Annotated in this window: 15 protein-coding genes; 11 read left to right on the forward strand and 4 right to left on the reverse strand. The window is 71.3% G+C overall.

Annotated elements, in window-relative coordinates; genetic code table 11:
* Window positions 1-111: 111 nt before the first annotated feature.
* A complete protein-coding gene (locus tag ACFSVL_RS37990; protein WP_378311566.1) occupies window positions 112-1,335 on the reverse strand; it encodes an MFS transporter in 1,224 nt (407 codons plus the stop codon).
* A gap of 109 nt (window positions 1,336-1,444) precedes the next feature.
* On the opposite strand from ACFSVL_RS37990, the gene ACFSVL_RS37995 reads away from it, so the two are divergent.
* From ACFSVL_RS37995 to ACFSVL_RS38005, 3 genes are all read left to right on the forward strand, one after another.
* Window positions 1,445-2,350: a LysR family transcriptional regulator gene (locus ACFSVL_RS37995; RefSeq protein WP_378311568.1), complete on the forward strand. Its 906-nt coding sequence runs from the start codon at window positions 1,445-1,447 to the stop codon at window positions 2,348-2,350.
* A gap of 80 nt (window positions 2,351-2,430) precedes the next feature.
* Window positions 2,431-2,928: a peptide-methionine (S)-S-oxide reductase MsrA gene (gene msrA, locus ACFSVL_RS38000; RefSeq protein ID WP_378311570.1), complete on the forward strand. Its 498-nt coding sequence runs from the start codon at window positions 2,431-2,433 to the stop codon at window positions 2,926-2,928.
* A gap of 2 nt (window positions 2,929-2,930) precedes the next feature.
* A complete protein-coding gene (locus ACFSVL_RS38005; protein WP_378311572.1) occupies window positions 2,931-3,662 on the forward strand; it encodes a DUF427 domain-containing protein in 732 nt (243 codons plus the stop codon).
* On the opposite strand, the gene ACFSVL_RS38010 is transcribed toward ACFSVL_RS38005, so the two are convergent.
* Window positions 3,663-6,569 carry an MGDG synthase family glycosyltransferase gene (locus ACFSVL_RS38010; protein ID WP_378311574.1) on the reverse strand — a complete coding sequence of 969 codons (2,907 nt, stop codon included), beginning with the start codon at window positions 6,567-6,569 and terminating at the stop codon, window positions 3,663-3,665. It abuts the gene before it with no gap.
* Between the two features lie 22 nt (window positions 6,570-6,591).
* On the reverse strand, window positions 6,592-7,566 hold the full coding sequence (locus ACFSVL_RS38015; protein ID WP_378311576.1) for a DMT family transporter: 975 nt from the start codon (window positions 7,564-7,566) through the stop codon (window positions 6,592-6,594).
* A 98-nt stretch (window positions 7,567-7,664) separates the two neighbouring features.
* Between ACFSVL_RS38015 and ACFSVL_RS38020 the strand changes: the two genes are divergently transcribed.
* Window positions 7,665-8,330 carry a VC0807 family protein gene (locus ACFSVL_RS38020; RefSeq protein ID WP_378311578.1) on the forward strand — a complete coding sequence of 222 codons (666 nt, stop codon included), beginning with the start codon at window positions 7,665-7,667 and terminating at the stop codon, window positions 8,328-8,330.
* Window positions 8,330-9,079: an SDR family NAD(P)-dependent oxidoreductase gene (locus ACFSVL_RS38025; RefSeq protein ID WP_378311580.1), complete on the forward strand. Its 750-nt coding sequence runs from the start codon at window positions 8,330-8,332 to the stop codon at window positions 9,077-9,079. The genes ACFSVL_RS38020 and ACFSVL_RS38025 overlap by 1 nt, the downstream gene beginning before the upstream one ends.
* Before the next feature lie 115 nt (window positions 9,080-9,194).
* On the opposite strand, the gene ACFSVL_RS38030 is transcribed toward ACFSVL_RS38025, so the two are convergent.
* Window positions 9,195-10,391: a PucR family transcriptional regulator gene (locus ACFSVL_RS38030; RefSeq protein ID WP_378311582.1), complete on the reverse strand. Its 1,197-nt coding sequence runs from the start codon at window positions 10,389-10,391 to the stop codon at window positions 9,195-9,197.
* Between the two features lie 151 nt (window positions 10,392-10,542).
* Here ACFSVL_RS38030 and hpnC point away from each other — a divergent pair, with 151 nt between their 5' ends.
* From hpnC to ispH, 6 genes are read left to right on the forward strand one after another with little or no spacing between them, the layout of a single operon-like run.
* Window positions 10,543-11,409 carry a squalene synthase HpnC gene (gene hpnC, locus ACFSVL_RS38035; RefSeq protein WP_378311584.1) on the forward strand — a complete coding sequence of 289 codons (867 nt, stop codon included), beginning with the start codon at window positions 10,543-10,545 and terminating at the stop codon, window positions 11,407-11,409.
* Window positions 11,410-11,414: 5 nt separating this feature from the next.
* Window positions 11,415-12,275 carry a presqualene diphosphate synthase HpnD gene (gene hpnD / locus ACFSVL_RS38040; protein ID WP_378311674.1) on the forward strand — a complete coding sequence of 287 codons (861 nt, stop codon included), beginning with the start codon at window positions 11,415-11,417 and terminating at the stop codon, window positions 12,273-12,275.
* Window positions 12,272-13,609 (forward strand): hydroxysqualene dehydroxylase HpnE, encoded by a 1,338-nt coding sequence (gene hpnE, locus ACFSVL_RS38045; protein ID WP_378311586.1) that lies wholly within the window; start codon window positions 12,272-12,274, stop codon window positions 13,607-13,609. Before hpnD ends, hpnE begins: the two co-directional genes overlap by 4 nt.
* Entirely contained in the window at window positions 13,606-14,646 is a 1,041-nt protein-coding gene (locus ACFSVL_RS38050) for a polyprenyl synthetase family protein (RefSeq protein WP_378311588.1), read from the forward strand. The genes hpnE and ACFSVL_RS38050 overlap by 4 nt, the downstream gene beginning before the upstream one ends.
* On the forward strand, window positions 14,646-16,550 hold the full coding sequence (shc, locus tag ACFSVL_RS38055) for a squalene--hopene cyclase (protein ID WP_378311590.1): 1,905 nt from the start codon (window positions 14,646-14,648) through the stop codon (window positions 16,548-16,550). The genes ACFSVL_RS38050 and shc overlap by 1 nt, the downstream gene beginning before the upstream one ends.
* Window positions 16,547-18,010 (forward strand): 4-hydroxy-3-methylbut-2-enyl diphosphate reductase, encoded by a 1,464-nt coding sequence (gene ispH / locus ACFSVL_RS38060; RefSeq protein ID WP_378311592.1) that lies wholly within the window; start codon window positions 16,547-16,549, stop codon window positions 18,008-18,010. The genes shc and ispH overlap by 4 nt, the downstream gene beginning before the upstream one ends.
* The last annotated feature ends 2 nt before the right edge of the window (window positions 18,011-18,012 follow it).

An 18,012-nucleotide genomic window follows, 5' to 3' on the forward strand; every position in this document is an offset into this window, starting at 1 on the left:
CTCTCCGCGGTCCGTGAAGGACTCCTTGAGGGAATCTGATTCCCTCAAGGAGTCCTTCACGGACTTCCGGCGACCCTGGCTCGGCAGCGGCAGCCGGACCATCGAAGCCGCTCAAGCCGTCCGCAGCACCCGCCACGCGGAGAACGCCAGCAGCACCAGCTCCGCGGCGGAAAACCCGACCAGCGCGAGCGGGCTCGGCACCCACAGCAGCGTCATGCCCACCAGCAGCACCGGCACCACCAGCCCGGCGTAGGCGGCGAGGAAGATCCCCGCCAGCACCTCGCCCCGGGACAGCGGATCGGCCAGCGCCGCCACCGTCCCGACCGCCGCGCGGAAGCCGAGCCCCATCCCGCTCCCCGCGACCACCGAGCCGACGAGGAACAACGCCAGCGAAGGCAGCAGCGCCGCGACCGAAAGCACCGCCAACCCGACCGGCATCAACACAAACCCCAAGCGCAGCTGTGCCCGCGAAGCCATCGACGCGAACACCACCTGCGCCACGGCCGCCGCGCCGAGCATCGACCCCGCGGTGACTCCGGCGAGCATCCGGCTGTGCTCGTGCAGCCCTTCGGCGAGCAGCGTCGGCGCGAGCGACATGAACAGTCCGGTGATCGCGAACGCGGCGAACACCCCGATCGCCGCGCCGACGAACGCCGGCCGCGCCCCGGCGGGCAGCGACACCCGCTGCGGCCGGTACGCCGGACGCTCCTCGCGCCGTTCGACGGTCTCCGGCACCAGGCACACCGCGAACGCGGCGACCAGCAGCACGACCAGGAACACGATGAACGTGCTGGTCAGCGGGCTGTCGATGTACTGCGCGAAGATCCCGCCGACCACCGGGCCGAGCCCAAGGCCGCCCATATTCACCACAGTGGCGATCAGGCCGGAGCGGCCGAGGTCTTCGTCCGGGCGGGTCACGGCCCGCAGTTCGGACAGGTGCGCGGTGGCGGTCGCGGTCAGCGCGCCGATGCCCACGCCGCACACGAACCGCGCGATCAGCAGGCCCGGCACCTCCGGCCAGACCAGGAACAGGACCGCGGAAAGCGCCTCGGCGAGCGTCGAAGCGAGGATCACGCGGCGGCGGCCGAGCCAGTCGCTGACGTGCCCGGCAAGATAGAGGCTGGCCATCACACCGACCGCGTAAGCCGCGAAGACGACGGTGACCAGGAACGTCGGAAACCCGTCCCGCTGCTGGTAAAGCGCGTACAGCGGGGTGGGCACGGTGGAGAACGCGAGGCACGAGGCGAACGCGAAAGCGATGACCCGGAAACCCCAGCCGTGGCTGACACGCCAGCCGGCCGGGGCGGAGAGAGCGGGCGGAACTGTGGTGACCATGTCGACCTTCCGGAACGGGAACCTGCCTCTCAGACGATCCCCGTCCCGACTCATCAAGTCCAACGAAAAGTGCTGGTCATAGTTATCGGGTTCGGCGATAATCAGCCGCATGGAGACGCGGCAGCTGGAGTTCTTCGTGGCGGTCGCCGAGGAGCTGAGCTTCACCCGGGCGGCGCAGCGGCTGTTCGCCACCCAGTCCACGGTCTCGGCGACCATCCGCGCGCTGGAGACCGACCTCGGCACGACGCTGTTCGACCGGTCCACCCGCCGGGTCGCGCTGTCGACCGCGGGCGCGCTCTTCCTGCCCGAGGCGAAAGCGGCGCTGGAATCGGTGGAGCGGGCCCGCGAGGTGGTGCAGCAGGCGTCCGCCGGCCTGCGCGGGAGCCTCCGCATCGGCACGCTGACCAGCATGAACGCCTTCGATCTGCCAGTGCTGCTCGGCGCGTTCCACCGCAGGCACCCGCGGGTCGACCTGCACCTGACGGTGTCGCTCAGCGGTTCGTCCGGCCTCGCCGACGACGTCCGGCACGGCAGGCTCGACGTCGCGCTGCTCGGCCTTTCGCAAGCGGAACTGGGCGGCCTCGACGCGACGCAGCTGGCGAGCGTGCCGTACTACGCCGTGCTGCCGGACAGCCATCCGCTGGCCGGCCGCGAGTCGGTGACGCTGCCGGAGCTGGACGGCGAGCTGTTCGTCGACTGCCCGCGCGGCTTCGGGAACCGGCTGGCGGTGGACCGCGAATTCGCCGCGCTCGGCCTTTCCCGCCGGTTGACCGCCGAGGTCGCCGACCTGCGGACGGTGCCGCGTTACGTCGCCGCCGGACTCGGCGTCGCGGTCCTGCCCGGCACCGCCCGGCTCGACATCCCGGGTGTGACGGCGATCCCCCTCGCCGACACGTCGCTGACCTGGCCGCTCACCGTCGTCGTCTCCGCCAAGCGGCCGCCGTCGCAGGCCCTGCGGACGCTGCTCGAACTGTTCGTCGCGGCCGCGGCGGAGGGAGATATTACGGAGTTCTGACCGGGCACCGGGCGGCCGGAATAGCGACCGGCTCCGCAGCGTCATCCTGTACACGGATTCCCCCGACGGGAGAGAAGGAAATGACGGAAAAAGCGATCCTGGCCGGCGGATGTTTCTGGGGCATGGAGGAGCTGTTCCGCCACCAGCCCGGCGTCACCGCGACCCGCGTCGGCTACAGCGGCGGCGACGTCCCCCACGCCACCTACCGCAACCACGGCACCCACGCCGAAACCATCGAGGTCACCTACGACCCCGCCCGCACCGACTTCCGCGCCCTGCTCGAATTCTTCTTCCAAGTCCACGACCCCAGCACGAAGAACCGCCAGGGCAACGACATCGGCGCCAGCTACCGCTCAGCGATCTTCTACACCACCGACGAGCAAAAGCAGATCGCTGAAGACACCATCGCCGACGTCGACGCCTCCGGCCTTTGGCCCGGCAAGGTCGTCACCGAGGTCACCGCGGCCGGCGACTTCTGGGAAGCGGAACCGGAGCACCAGGACTACCTCCAGCGCTACCCGCACGGCTACACCTGCCACTTCCCGCGTCCCGGCTGGAAACTCCCGAAGCGCGGCTGACCATGACCGGGTATCCAGCGGCAGCAGTCCACAAAGGACACGTCGAACCGGTCCCCCGGCGAGTGCGCGGCATGCTCGCCGGGAAGACCATTGTGGACAGCACGCGGGCCAGCTACGTCTGGGAATGGCCGTACTATCCGCAGTTCTACTTCCCGATCGCCGACGTGCTTCCCGATGTCCTCGTTCCGGAGGCCGACGGCCGGTACTCGCTTCGGGTCGAGGGCGTCGAAAAGCCTGCTGCCGCTTGGATAGCCGAAGACGTCCTACCCGGACACATCCGGTTCGCCTGGGACGCCTTGGACGCCTGGTTCGAAGAGGACGAACAGGTTTACGTCCACCCGCGCAGCCCGTACACGCGAGTGGACGCCCTGCGCTCGACCCGGCACGTCCGGGTCCAACTGGACGGCGTGACCTTGGCGGAGTCATCGTCACCAGTGCTGCTGTTCGAAACCGGCCTCCCGACGCGGTATTACTTCAACCGCACCGAAGTCGACTTCACGCATCTGGTCGCCGAGCCCGGCATGGTCACCGCCTGCCCGTACAAGGGCGAGACGTCCGGCTACTGGTCCGTCCGCGTCGGCGACGTCCTGCACGAGCATCTCGCGTGGACGTACACCTACCCGGCCGCGGCGGTCCAGCCCATCGCCGGGCTGGTGGCGTTCTACAACGAGATGGTGGACATCGAAGTAGACGGCGAACTTCTCCCCCGCCCGCACACGCACTTCTCGCAGTAGCTACACCCGGCCGAACGCCTCCACGACCGCCGCCGCCAGCCGATCCCCGCGATCATCCTGTCCGGAGGGCACGGTGATGCAGACGGTGAACCGGTCCGCCCACGTCATGATGCCGACCGCCACCGGCACCCCCGGGGCGAGCGACAACACCGGGTACACCGTGCGAACGAGCGCACCGTTAAGCACCACCGGCGACCGCGCACCAGGAAGCACCGAAGCAATGACGCTGAACCACGTGCCACGGTAGACGAGCTTGGCCGCGCGGCGATGCAGCGCCGGCGGAAGAACCCCGAGCACGCGCACAACCGCGTTGCCCGCACGGGGTGCTCCACGGCCAACCTGCTCGGACAACATCCGATCGGTCGCGCGCACCCGCTCCGGCAGCGACATCGCGGCTGTCGGCAGGTCGACCGAGGCCGCGCCGGTGTGGTTGCCGAGCTGGCGGAAGGTCCCGGTGTCGCGGACCGACATCGGGATCAGCACCCGCAGCTGATCCGGCGCGGCATCGCCGAGTTCGCGGTGCAGCGCCTCGGCGACGAGCGCGAGAACGAGATTGGTAGTAGGCACCCCCACCCGCCGCGCGGCGGCCCGCACCTCGGGCGCGGAGAGATGAGCGCGCGCGAAATGCCGCTGGGGACCGTCGATGCGCTTGTCCCAGCGAACGCGAGGCGCGGCCCCGGCCCGGGCGAGGGTCCAGACCCCGCGAGCCAGATCGGCGGCGCGGGTTGTGCTGCCGGAGCCGGACTTCGGGCGCTCGGACCCAGCGGCGCCGGACCGGGGAACGACACCAGCCCAAACGCCGCGAGCCAGACGGCTTCCGGCACCGGATCCGGGCTTCGCCCGAGCGGGCCCGGCGACGCTGGAGCCACCGGCCGTTTCCGCCGGTCGTTCCAGCCCGTGCCACACCGGCCCCGCCACGCGAGCGAACGCCTCGCGCACCGGCGTCACCAGCCCGGCAAACCCCGCCCGCCCCGGCGCCACCAGCCCGGCGAGCCCCGACCGCTCCACCCTCCGCTCGGGTCCAGACCCGTTGCGCCCCAATGTGGCATTGGGTGCACCTGACGCACCCAATGTGGCGTTCGGTGCATCCGACGCACCCAATGCGGCATTCGGTGCGTTGAGCGCACCCAATGTGGCATTCGGTGCGCTGGACGCACCCAAAGTGGCGTTCGGTGCATCCGACGCACCCAATGTGGCGTTCGGTGCGTCTGACGCACCCAAAGTGGCATTCGGTGCGTTGAGCGCACCCAATGTGGCATTGGGGCGGCCCCGCCACCCAGCCAGCCACCCCGCCCACCGTCCCCTCCGCCGAGGCACCGCCACCGGCTCCAGCGGCTCCTTCCCCCGAGCCTGCCCCACCAGCGCACTGATCACCGCGATCCCGTCACTCGCCGCATGGTGCAACGCGATCAGCAACGCCCCCTGCTCCCCCTCGATCCCGGTCACCAGCCGCGCCCGCACCGGATGTTCCGGCGACACCGGTTCCGAAAAGAACCCATCCATCTCCCGCGTCAAAGCCGCGTCCAGCGGAGCGTCCGGGCCGACCCGCACCGACGTCAGCACGTCCGCCGACGTCCGCCCCGGGTCTTCCTGCCACCGTGCCCGCCACAACCGGCTGCCCGGCAGCAAGCGCGTGCGCAGCCCGGGCGTGGCCGCCAGCAGGTGCTCCGCATCAGCGTGAGTGACCGGCGTGCCATCCGCCTTCGGGTCGAACAGCAGCACCGCCCCAACTTGCTGCGGGACCTCCGGCGTGGCCACGTGCACGAACAGCGCATCTTCAGGACGGAGCCGCTGCGTCGGCGGATTCAACGGCGAGGAAGCGAGCGACTCCAGCGCGGTCCCGAGCGGGGTCGCGGTTTCGCAATGCCGGGCGACCGCTTCGGCCAGCGTCTTGAGCCGGTCCGGTTCGGCCAGCAGGCCGCGCACCGCCGCGGCCAGCTCTCCGTCCTTTGTGGACACCAGGGCGAGGCCGGCCGCGGCCATCAGCCGGGCGTTGGCCTTGCCGTGCGCGGCGATCGGGTGGTGCATCAGCACCGGGCGGCCGCACGCCAGCGCCTCCAGCGAGGTCGCCCCGCCGGCGTTCGTCACCACGACGTCCGCCGCCAGCGTGTACAGCTCGGGCCGATCGGTCCAGCCGACCACGTGCAGCCGCGGTTCGTCGAGCGCGCGCAGCCGGGCGGCCGCCGCCTCGTTGCGGCCGCAGATCGCGATCGGCGCGACCACCGGATCCGCGGCCAGCAGTTCGCGCACCGTGGTCTCGATCTCGCCGAAACCCAGCGACCCGCACGAAACCAGCGGCACGAACGCATCCGGCGGCAGGCCCAGTTCCTGGCGCGCCGCCGCCTGGTCTCCTGGCCGGAACACCGCGCGCACCGGCGGCGCGGACACCCCGACGTGCGCCGACGGCGACGAGCGCAGCGCGGGCTCGACCGCGACGTCGTGCATCACCATGGTCAGGTCGGCCGCGCCGTAAACCCAGAACGGATGCGGCGCGAAGTCGGAAACCCACGCACCGAGCGGCACGGCGAGTTTTCCCTTGCGGCGCAGCCACGCCAGTCCCGCGGTGCCCATCGGATACGTCGACAGCACCAGGTCCGGCGCGAACTCGGCGACCGGTTTCGCGAGCCGCCTGCCGCACCACGCGGCGGTGAACCACCGGGACGCCGCGGCGAACCACGGAAGCCGCCAGATCGCGCCGTAGAAAAACTCGTACAGCCACGGCACGCTTTCCACATTGGCGACGTAAATCCGCTGGAAAAGCCCCTCGAAACCGGGTCCGAGCCGTTCCAGGGCGTTCAGCCACGAAACGGTCGCGTCCGGCCAGCGCTCCCGCACCGCGTCCTCGAGCGCGCGTCCGGTGGCGTTATGCCCCTGGCCCATGTTCGCGGACACGATCAGCACGCGCACCAACGCTGCCCCCTTTGTTTCGCTAACAAGCGGTCCCGGCGAGGCCGTATCCGTCGTCCGGGTCCGAATCGGGCCGTTCGCCCGGTTCGGCGTCCTCGTTCGCCGGCGCGGCCTCCGATTCCGCCGACAAATGCGAGGCGCGGGTGGACATCAGCGCGATGCCGACCACGATCACCAGCCCGGCCAGCGCCTCGCCGAACAGCGCGAGCGGCCTCCCGTCGGCCGATTCGCCCATCCACGACAGCCCGATCGCGACCCCGACCAGCGGATCGAGCGCGGTGATCACGGCCAGCGCCGGCGTGAGGAACCGGCCCTGCTGGAACGTGTTCTGGCTCAGCAGGAAGCCGAGCGGGCCGACGACGCACACCAGATACAGCGTCCAGTGCCGGAACGGTTCGCCGATCCCCATCCGGAACTGGCCCGCGACCACCTTCATCAGCCCGGCGGTGAGGCCGTAGAGCACGCCGGTGGCAACCGCCAGCCCGAGCACCCGCCAAGATCCGGAATTCGTTGACGCGGCAACAACAAGCGAGGCCAGGGTGAGCACGGCGAGCGCGATGCCGAGCGGCAGCAGGTCGCCGCCGCTGACGAGCGTCTCGCTGTTGCCGCTCGGCCGGGCGACGACGAGGAACGCGGCGAGCCCGGCCACGCACAGCAGCCCGCCGACGCTCATCGTGCGGTCCGGGCGGCGGCGCTCCAGCCGCGCCGACGCGAGCCCGGCGAACATGAGCGACGTCACGAGCAGCGGCTGGACCAGCAGCAACGGGCCAAACGCGAGCGCGACGAGCTGCAGGACGAGACCCAGGATGGTCGCCGCGATGCCGATGAGCCACAATGGGCGTCCGACGAGCCGCTTGAAGAGCGTCAGGTCGAGCGGTTTGCCGGTTTCCACCTCTTTGGTCGCCCTGGCCTGCGCTGCGCTCGCGAGTCCCATGCACGCCGCGCCTGCCACGGCGGCGGGGACAGCCACGACCAGCGACATCCCCGTAACTGTCACGGACTCTTCACCTCACACCGTCCCCATCCGCCGTGCTTATGCTCAAGCCTTGTCCGAGGCCGAGTCGCCCGGTTGGCACCGGAGGCAGCAGAACCCGCATGCGACACCCCCATACGATCGACCTCCCCTCGTTCCGCAACCTCGTGGTGGGCGGGGGCCGGCACCTGCTGGAGTCCGCGCTGGTCCCGGCCGGCCTCTTCTATCTCCTGCTGACCCTGGTGAGCTTCGACAGCGGGGTGATCGCCGCGCTGTGCTGGTCGGTCGCCGTGCTGGGCGCCCGGCTGGCGCTGCGCAAGAAGATCCCCGCGGTGCTGCTGCTGACCACGGCGCTGCTGGTCGCGCGCACCGTGCTGGGGCTGGCCACCGGCAGCGCGTTCCTGTACTTCCTCCAGCCGACTTTACAGAATTTCCTCGTCGCGAGCCTGTTCCTGGTGTCCGCGCCGTTCAACAAACCGCTGCTCGCGCGGCTGGCGGGCGATTTCTGCGCATTCCCGGAAACGCTGTCCGGGCACCCCGGAATGCGCCGGTTCTTCCAGCGCGTGTCGGTGCTGTGGGGACTCGTGTTCGCGGTGAACGGCGGCGTGACGCTGCTGCTGCTCGCGCGCGAAACGGTCGGCAATTTCCTGATGGTGAGCACCGCGGGCTCGTACTCGGTGATCGGGCTGGCCATCGCCGGTTCGCTGTGGTGGTTCCGCCGTTCGCTGCGCTCGGCGGGGATCACGCTGCGGATGGGCCACCGCCCGGCCGCGCTGCCCGCCGCCTGATGACCCGCACCGCCCTCGTCACCGGCGCGTCGTCCGGCATCGGAGCCGCCACCGCGCGGCAGCTTGCCCGCTCCGGCGTCCAGGTGCTGCTGCACGGCCGCGACGAGGACCGTCTCGCCGCCCTTGCCGCGGAAACCGGCGGCACCGCACTCGTCGCCGACCTCGCGGACCCCGGCGCCGCGGCGGATCTCGCCGAGCGCGCGCTGAAGATCACCGGATCGGTGGATCTCCTCGTCAACAACGCCGGTCTCGGCTGGGCCGGTCCGCTGCCCGAGCTGTCCGAGGAGAAGCTGCGGCAGCTGGTGGCGGTCAACCTCACCGCGCCGCTGGAGCTGACCCGCGCGCTGCTGCCCGCGATGCTGGAACGCGACCGCGGGCAGATCGTGTTCGTCTCGTCGATCGCCGGACGCACCGGTGTCGCCGGGGAAGCGGTGTACGCCGCGACAAAGTCCGGTGTGGACGCCTTCGCCGACAGCCTTCGATTCGAGTTGCACGGCACCGGAATCACCGTCGGAATCGTAGTTCCCGGTGTGGTGCGCACAGAATTCTTCGAGCGCCGCGGCCGTCCCTACACCCGCGGCACGCCCCGCCCGGTGAGCGCCGAACGCGTGGCCGCCGCCGTGGTGCGCGCCGCCGCGCGTCCGGGCGACTACTACGTGCCGCGCTGGCTGCGGTTCCCCGTCGCGCTGCGCGGCGCCGCGCCCGGTCTGTACCGCGCGCTCGCGGCGCGGTTCGGCGCCGAAAGCTGACACGCACACCTCCTCCCCGCGTCCCTCGTGAGCGGCAATCCCGGTTCTAACCGTGATCGCCACTCACGAGACCCAAGCATGTCCAACGTGCTGCCGCATCAGGGAAATTCCCCCATCACCCGCTCTCGTCCACTTCCCCAGGCGGTCCCCAGGCCAGCGCCAGCACCAGCGTCGCCCGGACGGACGGGTCGTCCAGCGACGGCCCGAACAGGTCGTGCAGGCGGCCCAGCCGGTAGGACACCGTCTGCGGGTGGATGTGCAGGTCCTCCGCGACGGCCTTGCGGTCCCCCAGATGCAGCAGCCACGACGTGAGCGTGGTGGACAGCCGTTCCCGCGCGGACTCGTTCAGCTCGGCGAGCGGGGCGAGGGCTTGTCTTCGCAGGACGTCGAGCAGCCGGTCGTCGCGGTGCACGATGATCGCGTCGAGATGCTCGTCGGCGAACACCGGATCGTCGCTGAGCAAATGGTCCCGGCGCAATCGCGCGGTCACCTCGGCGATCCGCAGGCTGGCCGGGAGCCGGTCCAGCGGCACCGTCGCGCCGACCACCGCGCCGCCGCCGCGCAGCGCACGGGCCAGCCACGCGCGCCGTCCCGGGCCGCCCGGGTCCGGCACGATCGCCACGACCACCCCCGGACGGCGCAGCCGCAGGCAGCTGTCTTCGAGGCGGAACACCAATTCCCGGCCCAGCTCGTTGTCGTCCTCGACCAGCACCACCGCGGCGTGCTTCGGCAGCCGCCAGTCCGCGCGCATCGCGGCGGCCCGCACCGCGGCCTTGTCCGCGCGGTCGGACAGCAGCAGCGCGGTCAGTTCGTCGCGCAGCCGTTCCCGCGCGCGCACCGCGTCGGACTGCTCCTGCAGGTATCCGCGCAGCGACGATTCCGAAAGCTGGTCCACCAAAGCGAATACCGTGGTGGCGAGCGACGCGAACAGTTCGGCGGGCACGTCGAGATCGAGCGCGGCTTCGGAAACGTGCCGCCACGCCACGCGCGCGCCCACGCGGTAGGCCGACAGCAGGCTGGTGACCCGTCTGCCCTGCTGGTACTGGCTGCGCCCGATTTCCTCGAACACCGCCTGCTCCACGCCGGACCCCAGTTCCGGCAGCCGCTCGTCGGGCTCGGCGGCCATGTCGATGAGCCTGCGGACGAACCCCGCGCTGGCGGTGACGAGGTCGGCGAGTTCCTCGGTCAGGAACTCCGCGTAGTCGGGGTGCTCGTCCGCGAGCTGGTCTCGGACCTCGTTGAGCATGGCGGGCAGCCGGCGGGTCACCACCGTCTCCAGTTCGTCAAGCCGGGTCACCTGATCTGGTCCCATGTGTCCGGGAGTCCTTCCGTCGCAGGCAGCGGTCATCGGGTCGCCTCGGGACATCCTGTCCCCACTTTGGCCTCTCGTGCCAAGTCGAAGCCAGCGAAATTCGTCTTCCGGCGGCAGAAGCCGCCCGACCGGGGGCGCGACACTGGCGGGGATGAGATCAACGTCGGCCGTCCGTCACGCTCCGGATACGTCCGGCCTGCGTGCGAAACGGCGCGCGGAAAACTTCCCGGTGGCCCTGCGGGTGCTGCCGGAACAGCTGCGCGCCGACCTCGTCACGGTCTATTCCGTCGCGCGCACTGTGGACGATCTGGGCGACGAAGCCGCGGGCGACCGGGTCGCGCAGCTCAAGGCGTTTTCCGCGGAACTGTCCGCCGCGTTCGGCAAGGGCGAACCCACCGATCCGGCGGTGCGCGGGCTTCTCCCGGCGATCCGCGCAGGGCGGCTGGCCGAGGAACCGTTCCAGCGGCTGGTCCGGGCGAACATCCAGGACCAGGAGGTGCACCGCTATCCGGTCTTCGCGGATTTGCTGGCGTATTGCCAGCTGTCCGCCGACCCGGTCGGGCGCATCGTGCTCGATCTGCTGGGCGTGGCCGATCCGGCCGCCGCCGAGCTGTCCGACCGGATCTGCACCGGGCTGCAGCTGGTGGAGCACTGGCAGGACGTCGGCGAGGACTACCGCAACGGGCGGGTGTACCTGCCGCAGGAGGACCTCGCCGAGTTCGGCGTCGCCGAGGAGGAATTGGGCGCCGCGCACGCGTCGCCCCGGATGAAAGCGCTGATGCGCTGGGAAACCGGCCGCGCCGCCGCCTTGCTGGGCGGCGGCGCGGATCTGCTGGGGCGCCTGTCCGGCTGGGGGCGGTTCGCGGTGAGCGGCTTCCTCGCCGGCGGGCTCGCGACGGTGGACGCGTTGCACGCGAGCGGCGGCGACGTGCTGTCCGCACCGGTCCGGCCCAGCCGGACCGGGCTGCTGAGTTGGCTGGGGTGGCTGCAAGTCGGCACGAGGAGGCGGTCCGGATGACGGCGATGGGCACAGTGGACGAGGCCTACGCGCACTGCGCGGGGGTCACCAAGGAACAGGCGCGCAACTTCTACTACGGAATCCGGTTGCTGCCGCCGGACAAACGCTCGGCGCTGTGCGCGGTGTACGCGCTGGCCAGGATCATCGACGACATCGGCGACGACACCGAAGCGTCCGCCGAGGCGAAGCTGCAGGGGCTCGCCGGGGTGCGGAAATCGCTCGGCGACCTGTCCGCGACGACGGATCCGGTGTACGTCGCGGTCGCCGACGCCGCGCGCCGGTACCCGATCCCGCTCGGCGCGTTCGAGGAACTGCTCGACGGCGTCGAGATGGACGTGACCGGCCGCGAGTACGTGCGGTTCGAAGAACTGGTCGAGTACTGCCGCTGCGTGGCGGGTTCGGTCGGGCGGCTGTGCCTCGGCGTGTTCGGCAGCAGGCCGGAGCCGAACGCGCCGGTGTACGCCGACGAGCTGGGAATCGCCTTGCAGCAGACCAATATCCTCCGCGACATCCGCGAGGACCTGCTCAACGGCCGGGTGTACCTGCCCAAGGAGGACCTCGACCGCTTCGGCGTCGAGCTGTCCGTCGGCCCGGACGGGAAGCTGGCCGACCCCGAAGGCGGACTCACCGCGCTGATCCACGACAGCGCCGCGCGGGCGCGTGACTGGTACTCCCGCGGCCTTCGCCTCGTGCCCTCTTTGGACGGTCGCAGCGCCGCGTGCTGCACCGCGATGTCAGGCATCTACCGCACGCTGCTGGACCGGATCGACGAGCAGCCCGCGCGCGTGTTCGACCGGCGGCTTTCGTTGTCCGGCCGGGAAAAGGCGGTGGTGGCGTTCCGGGCGCTGACCGGGATCGGCCGATGACCGCCCCGGTCGCGGTGGTCGGCGGCGGGCTCGCGGGCATCGCCGCCGCGCTCGCCTGCGCGGACGCCGGGCGGCCGGTGACGCTGTTCGAGGCGCGGCCGTACCTGGGCGGGCTCACGCATTCGTTCACTCGCGGCGAGCTGCGCGTCGACAATGGACAGCACGTGTTCCTCCGCTGCTGCACCGCTTATCGCGCGCTGCTGGACCGGCTCGGCGTCGCGGACCGGGTCACGCTGCAGCCGCGGCTGGAGATCCCGATCCGGCTGCCCGGCGCACCCGAGCCGACCTGGCTGCGGCGCGGCGATCTGCCCGCGCCGCTGCACCTGGCCGGCTCGCTGCTGCGGTACGACCCGCTGCGCCCGCTCGACCGGGCCCGGTTCGCGATGGCCGCGCTCGCGTTGCGCCGGGTGGACCCGAAGGCGGACCGCACCGATCGGCAGTCCTTCGGGGAATGGCTGCGCCGGCACGGGCAGAGCGCGGCGGCGATCGAGGCGCTGTGGGATCTGGTCGGCGTGGCCACGCTGAACGCGACCGCCGACGACGCGTCGCTCAGTCTCGCCGCGACGGTGTTCCAGGAGGGCCTGCTCACCGATCCGGCCGCCGCGGACATCGGATGGTCGCTGGTGCCGTTGCGGGAACTGCACGGCGACCCGGCGCGCGAACGGCTGATCGAGGCCGGGGCAGACGTCCGGGTCGGCACGAAGGTGCGCGAGATCAGCGAAGGCTGGCGGGTAATCACCGACCGGGGCGAGGAAACTTTCAGTCAGGTCGTCCTCGCCACTCCGCCGCCGGTGACCGAACAGCTCGCGCCCGCCGGGGCGATCCGGATGCCGCCGGGCTGGTCCGGCGGGCTCGGCAGCTCGCCGATCGTGAACGTCCACGTGGTGCTCGACCGGAAGGTGCTCGCCGAGCCGTTCGTCGCGGGCGTGCGCACGCCGGTGCAGTGGGTGTTCGACCGAACGCGGCAGTCCGGTTTGGACTCCGGGCAGTACCTCGCGATGTCGCTGTCCGCCGCCGACGCGCAGATCGACCTGCCCACCGCGAAACTGCGCGAACGGCTGCTGCCCGAACTGCTCGCGCTGCTGCCCGAGGCGCGCGGCGCGAAGGTGCTCGACTTTTTCGTCACCCGCGAGCGGCATGCGACGTTCCGGCCCGGCCCCGGCACCGCGTCGCTGCGCCCGCCCGCGCGCACCGCGCTGCCCGGGCTGTACCTGGCGGGCGCGTGGACCGCCACCGGATGGCCCGCGACGATGGAGGGCGCCGCGCGCAGCGGTGCGGCCGCGGCCGCCGCCCTCCTTCAGCACAACGGCAAGAGGGAGGGAGTCGGAGCATGACGACCGAGGTATTTTCCGCCGAGAAGACAACGTCCGTCCGGCCGGCGGCGCCGCCGGTGCTCGGCAGAGCCCGCGACGTCGTGCAGCCAGCGTTGCGCGCCGCCGTCGACCGGCTGGACGACGACAGCCGCGCGATCAGCGCTTATCACCTCGGCTGGACCGATCCGAACGGCGTGCCGGTGCAAGGCAACGGCGGCAAGGCCGTGCGTTCCGCGCTGGCCGTCGTGTCCGCGCAGGCCGCGGGCGCGCCGGTGGAGGTCGGCGTGCCCGGCGCGGTCGCGGTGGAGCTGGTGCACAACTTCTCGCTCGTCCACGACGATCTGATGGACGGCGACACCGAGCGCAGGCACCGCCCGACGGTGTGGGCGCTGTGGGGTTCCGCGAGTGCGATCCTGACCGGGGACGCGATGCTCGCGCTCGCGCAGGAAGTGGTGCTGGACAGCGGTTCCCCGCACGCGGTGGCGGCCGGGCGGTTGCTCACCGAGACCACGAGACGGCTCATCCACGGCCAGTTCCTCGACGTCGCGTTCGAACAGCGCGACGACGTCACGCTCGCCGAATGCGTGACGATGGCCGCCGGGAAGACCGGGGCGCTGCTGTCCGGCAGCGCCGCGATCGGGGCGCTGCTCGCCGGCGCGCCCGCCGAGGTGGTCGACGCGCTGGCCCTGTTCGGCGAGGAGATCGGCCTGGCGTTCCAGCTCGTCGACGACGTGCTCGGCATCTGGGGCGATCCGGCGGTCACCGGGAAATCGGTGTACTCCGACCTGCGGGCGCGGAAGAAGTCGCTGCCGATCACCTACGCGACCACCCGCGGCGGCGCGGCGGGCAGGCGGCTGGCCGAATGGCTCGCCGGGGACGACGACGCCGACCTCGCGCGGATCGCCGCGCTGGTGGACGACGCGGGCGGCCGCGCGTGGGCCACCGCCGAAGCGGCGCGGCACGTCGCCACGGCCGAAAAGGCGCTGGCCGCGATCCCGCCCGGCCCGCGCGCCGATCTCGTGTCGATCGCCCGTTTCATCGCCGGAAGGGAAGCGTGATGACCCAGACCGTCCCCCGGGCGTCCGCGCCCGCCGCCCGCACCGCCGCCGACACGGTCGCCTCGGCCGTCGAGTTCCTGCGCCGCGAACAGGACGGCGCCGGCTGGTGGAAGGGCGAACTCGCCACCAACGTCACGATGGACGCCGAGGACCTGCTGCTCCGCCATTTCCTCGGCATTCTCACGCCGCAGATCGCCGAGGAGTCCGCCCGCTGGATCCGTTCGCAGCAGCGTGCGGACGGCACCTGGGCGAACTTCCCGGACGGCCCGGCCGATCTGTCCACCACCGTCGAGGCGTGGGTCGCGCTCCGGCTGGCCGGCGATCCGGCGGACTCGCCGTGGCTGGCCGCCGCCGCGGAGTTCATCCGCGAGCACGGCGGGATCGAGGCGACGCGGGTGTTCACACGGATCTGGCTCGCGATGGTCGGCCAGTGGTCGTGGGACGACCTGCCGAGCCTGCCGCCGGAGCTGATCTTCCTGCCGTCGTGGTTCCCGCTCAACGTCTACGATTTCGCCTGCTGGGCCCGGCAGACCGTGGTGCCGCTGACCGTCGTCGGCACCCTGCGCCCGGTCCGGAAGCTGCCGTTCGACGTCGCCGAGCTGCGCACCGGCAAGCAGCCGCGGAAAACGCGGACGCCGTGGACGTGGGACGGCGTGTTCCAGAATCTCGACACCGCACTGCACGCGTACGCGAAGCTGCCGCTCAACCCGGTGCGCAAGCTCGCGATGAAGCAGGCCGCGGAGTGGATCCTGGCCCGGCAGGAGGCCGACGGTTCGTGGGGCGGGATCCAGCCGCCGTGGGTGTACTCGATCCTCGCGCTGCACCTGCTCGGCTACCCGCTCGACCATCCCGCGCTCAAGGCCGGGATCGCCGGGCTGGACGGTTTCACCATCCGCGAGAAGACCGACCAGGGCTGGGTGCGGCGGCTCGAAGCCTGCCAGTCGCCGGTGTGGGACACCGCGCTGGCGATGACCGCGCTGCTCGACGCGGGCGTCTCCCCCGGCGACGAAACCCTGGTGCGGGCCGCCGACTGGATGCTGGGCGAGGAGATCCGGGTGCCCGGCGACTGGGCGGTGCGACGGCCTTCGCTGGCGCCGGGCGGGTTCGCGTTCGAGTTCGCCAACGACGGCTACCCGGACACCGACGACACCGCCGAGGTGGTGCTCGCGCTGCGGCGGATGGGAAAACCGGACCACCTGCGGATCCGCGAGGCGGTCGACCGGAGCGTCGCGTGGCTGGAGGGCATGCAGTCCAGCGACGGCGGCTGGGGCGCGTTCGACGCGGACAACACCCAAGAGCTGATCAACCGCCTGCCGTTCTGCGATTTCGGCGCGGTGATCGACCCGCCGTCGGCGGACGTGACCGCGCACGTGGTCGAAATGCTGGCGGCGGAAGGGAAATCCGACACGCGCGAATGCCGTCGCGGAGTGAAGTGGCTGCTGGACAACCAGGAGGACGACGGCTCCTGGTTCGGCCGCTGGGGCGCGAATTACGTGTACGGGACGGGTGCGGTGGTGCCCGCCCTGGTGGCCGTCGGAATTCCCGGGACTTCGCCGCGGATCCGGCGTGCGGTGAAATGGCTGGCGGAGCACCAGAACGACGACGGCGGGTGGGGCGAGGACCTCCGGTCGTACGACGATCCGGCGTGGGCCGGGCGCGGCGATTCGACGCCGTCGCAGACCGCGTGGGCGCTGCTGGCGCTGCTCGCCGCCGGGGAACGGGAGTCCGAAGTGGTCACCCGGGGCGTCGAGTGGCTGTGCGAACGGCAGCGTCCAGACGGCGGCTGGGACGAGGACAAGCACACCGGCACCGGATTCCCCGGCGACTTTTACCTGTCGTATCACCTGTACCGCGTGGTGTTCCCGTTGTCCGCGCTCGGCCGGTATGTACGAGGCAGCTCATGACGCCGATCGTCTGCACTCCGCTGTGGATCGAGCAGGCCGCGGTGCGCGGTCCGCGGACGGTCCACACTGGACTCGGGCCTCGCCGGGCCGCTGCCGCTGCGGCCCGGCTCCCGTCCGGTCCGCGGATCGTGGCGGGGCTCGGCGGCGGACTCACTCCCTCCGTACGGCCGGGGGATGTCGTTGTCGCGACCGAGGTACGCGGTCCTTCCGGCGTGGTGCCGGTTCCGTCCGCACCGTTGCTGGCTGGTGCGTTGCGGCGGCTGGGGTTGACTGTCCATCTCGGACCGGTGGTCGGCAGTTCGCACGTGGTGCGGGAGCGGGAACGGGCCGCGCTGGCCTCCAGCGGTGCTTTGGCGGTCGACATGGAGTCCGCGTGGCTCGCTGACCGGGACGAACCGTTCGCGGTCGTTCGGGCCATTGTGGACACTGTCGGCGAACCGCTACTTCGTCCGTCGACGGTCTCAAATGGACTCGCCGGGCTGCGGAGCCTGCGCCGGGCCGCCCCCGCGATCACCGCGTGGGCCGAAGCGGTGCGGCCGCGCACGGTGCTGCTGGCCAGCCCGCGTTCGTTCTGCGCCGGGGTGGAACGGGCGATCGAGATTGTCGAGCGGGCGTTGGAGAAGCACGGTGCGCCGGTGTACGTGCGACGGCAGATCGTGCACAACACCCATGTCGTGCACCGGTTGCAGGGCCTCGGTGCGGTGTTCGTGGACGAGGTGGAGGAAGTTCCGGAAGGCGCGACGCTGGTGTTCGCCGCGCACGGCGTCTCCCCGGCGGTCCGGCACGCGGCGGCCGAGCGCGGACTGTCCGTAGTGGACGCGACGTGCCCGCTGGTCACCAAGGTGCACAACGAAGTCCGTCGTTACACCAATCGCGGCGAGACGGTATTCCTCATTGGACACGCCGAGCACGAAGAAGTCGAAGGCACCGTCGGAGAAGCGCCGGACAACGTCGTGATCGTCGGCGACGTCGCGGCCGCCCGGGCGGTCACCGTGCACGATCCGTCGCGGACCGCGTACACCATGCAGACCACGCTGGCGCTCGACGAGGCCGAGGAAATCGCGTCCGTGCTGCGCGAACGTTTCCCCGGGCTTTCCGCGCCGCGCAAGGACGACATCTGTTACGCCACCACCAACCGGCAGCGGGCGCTGCGCGCGATCGCCCGCGAGGTGGATCTCGTGCTGGTGGTGGGGTCCGGGAACTCGTCCAACTCGCGCCGGCTCGTGGAAGTGTCCGAACGCGAGGGCACTCCTGCGGTGCTGGTGGACGGATGCGCCGACGTCGACCTGCGCCGGCTCGCCGGAGCCGGGCGGATCGGGCTCACCGCCGGCGCGTCGGCTCCGCCGCATCTGGTGTCCGAAACGGTCGCGGCACTGCGCGGACTGGGACCGGTCAGCGTCGCGGAAAACACGCTGACGGAGGAAGAAATGACGTTCACCCTACCTCGGGAGGTGCTCTGAGC

It is taken from the genome of Amycolatopsis silviterrae, assembly GCF_042684085.1.
Classification (GTDB): domain Bacteria; phylum Actinomycetota; class Actinomycetes; order Mycobacteriales; family Pseudonocardiaceae; genus Amycolatopsis; species Amycolatopsis silviterrae.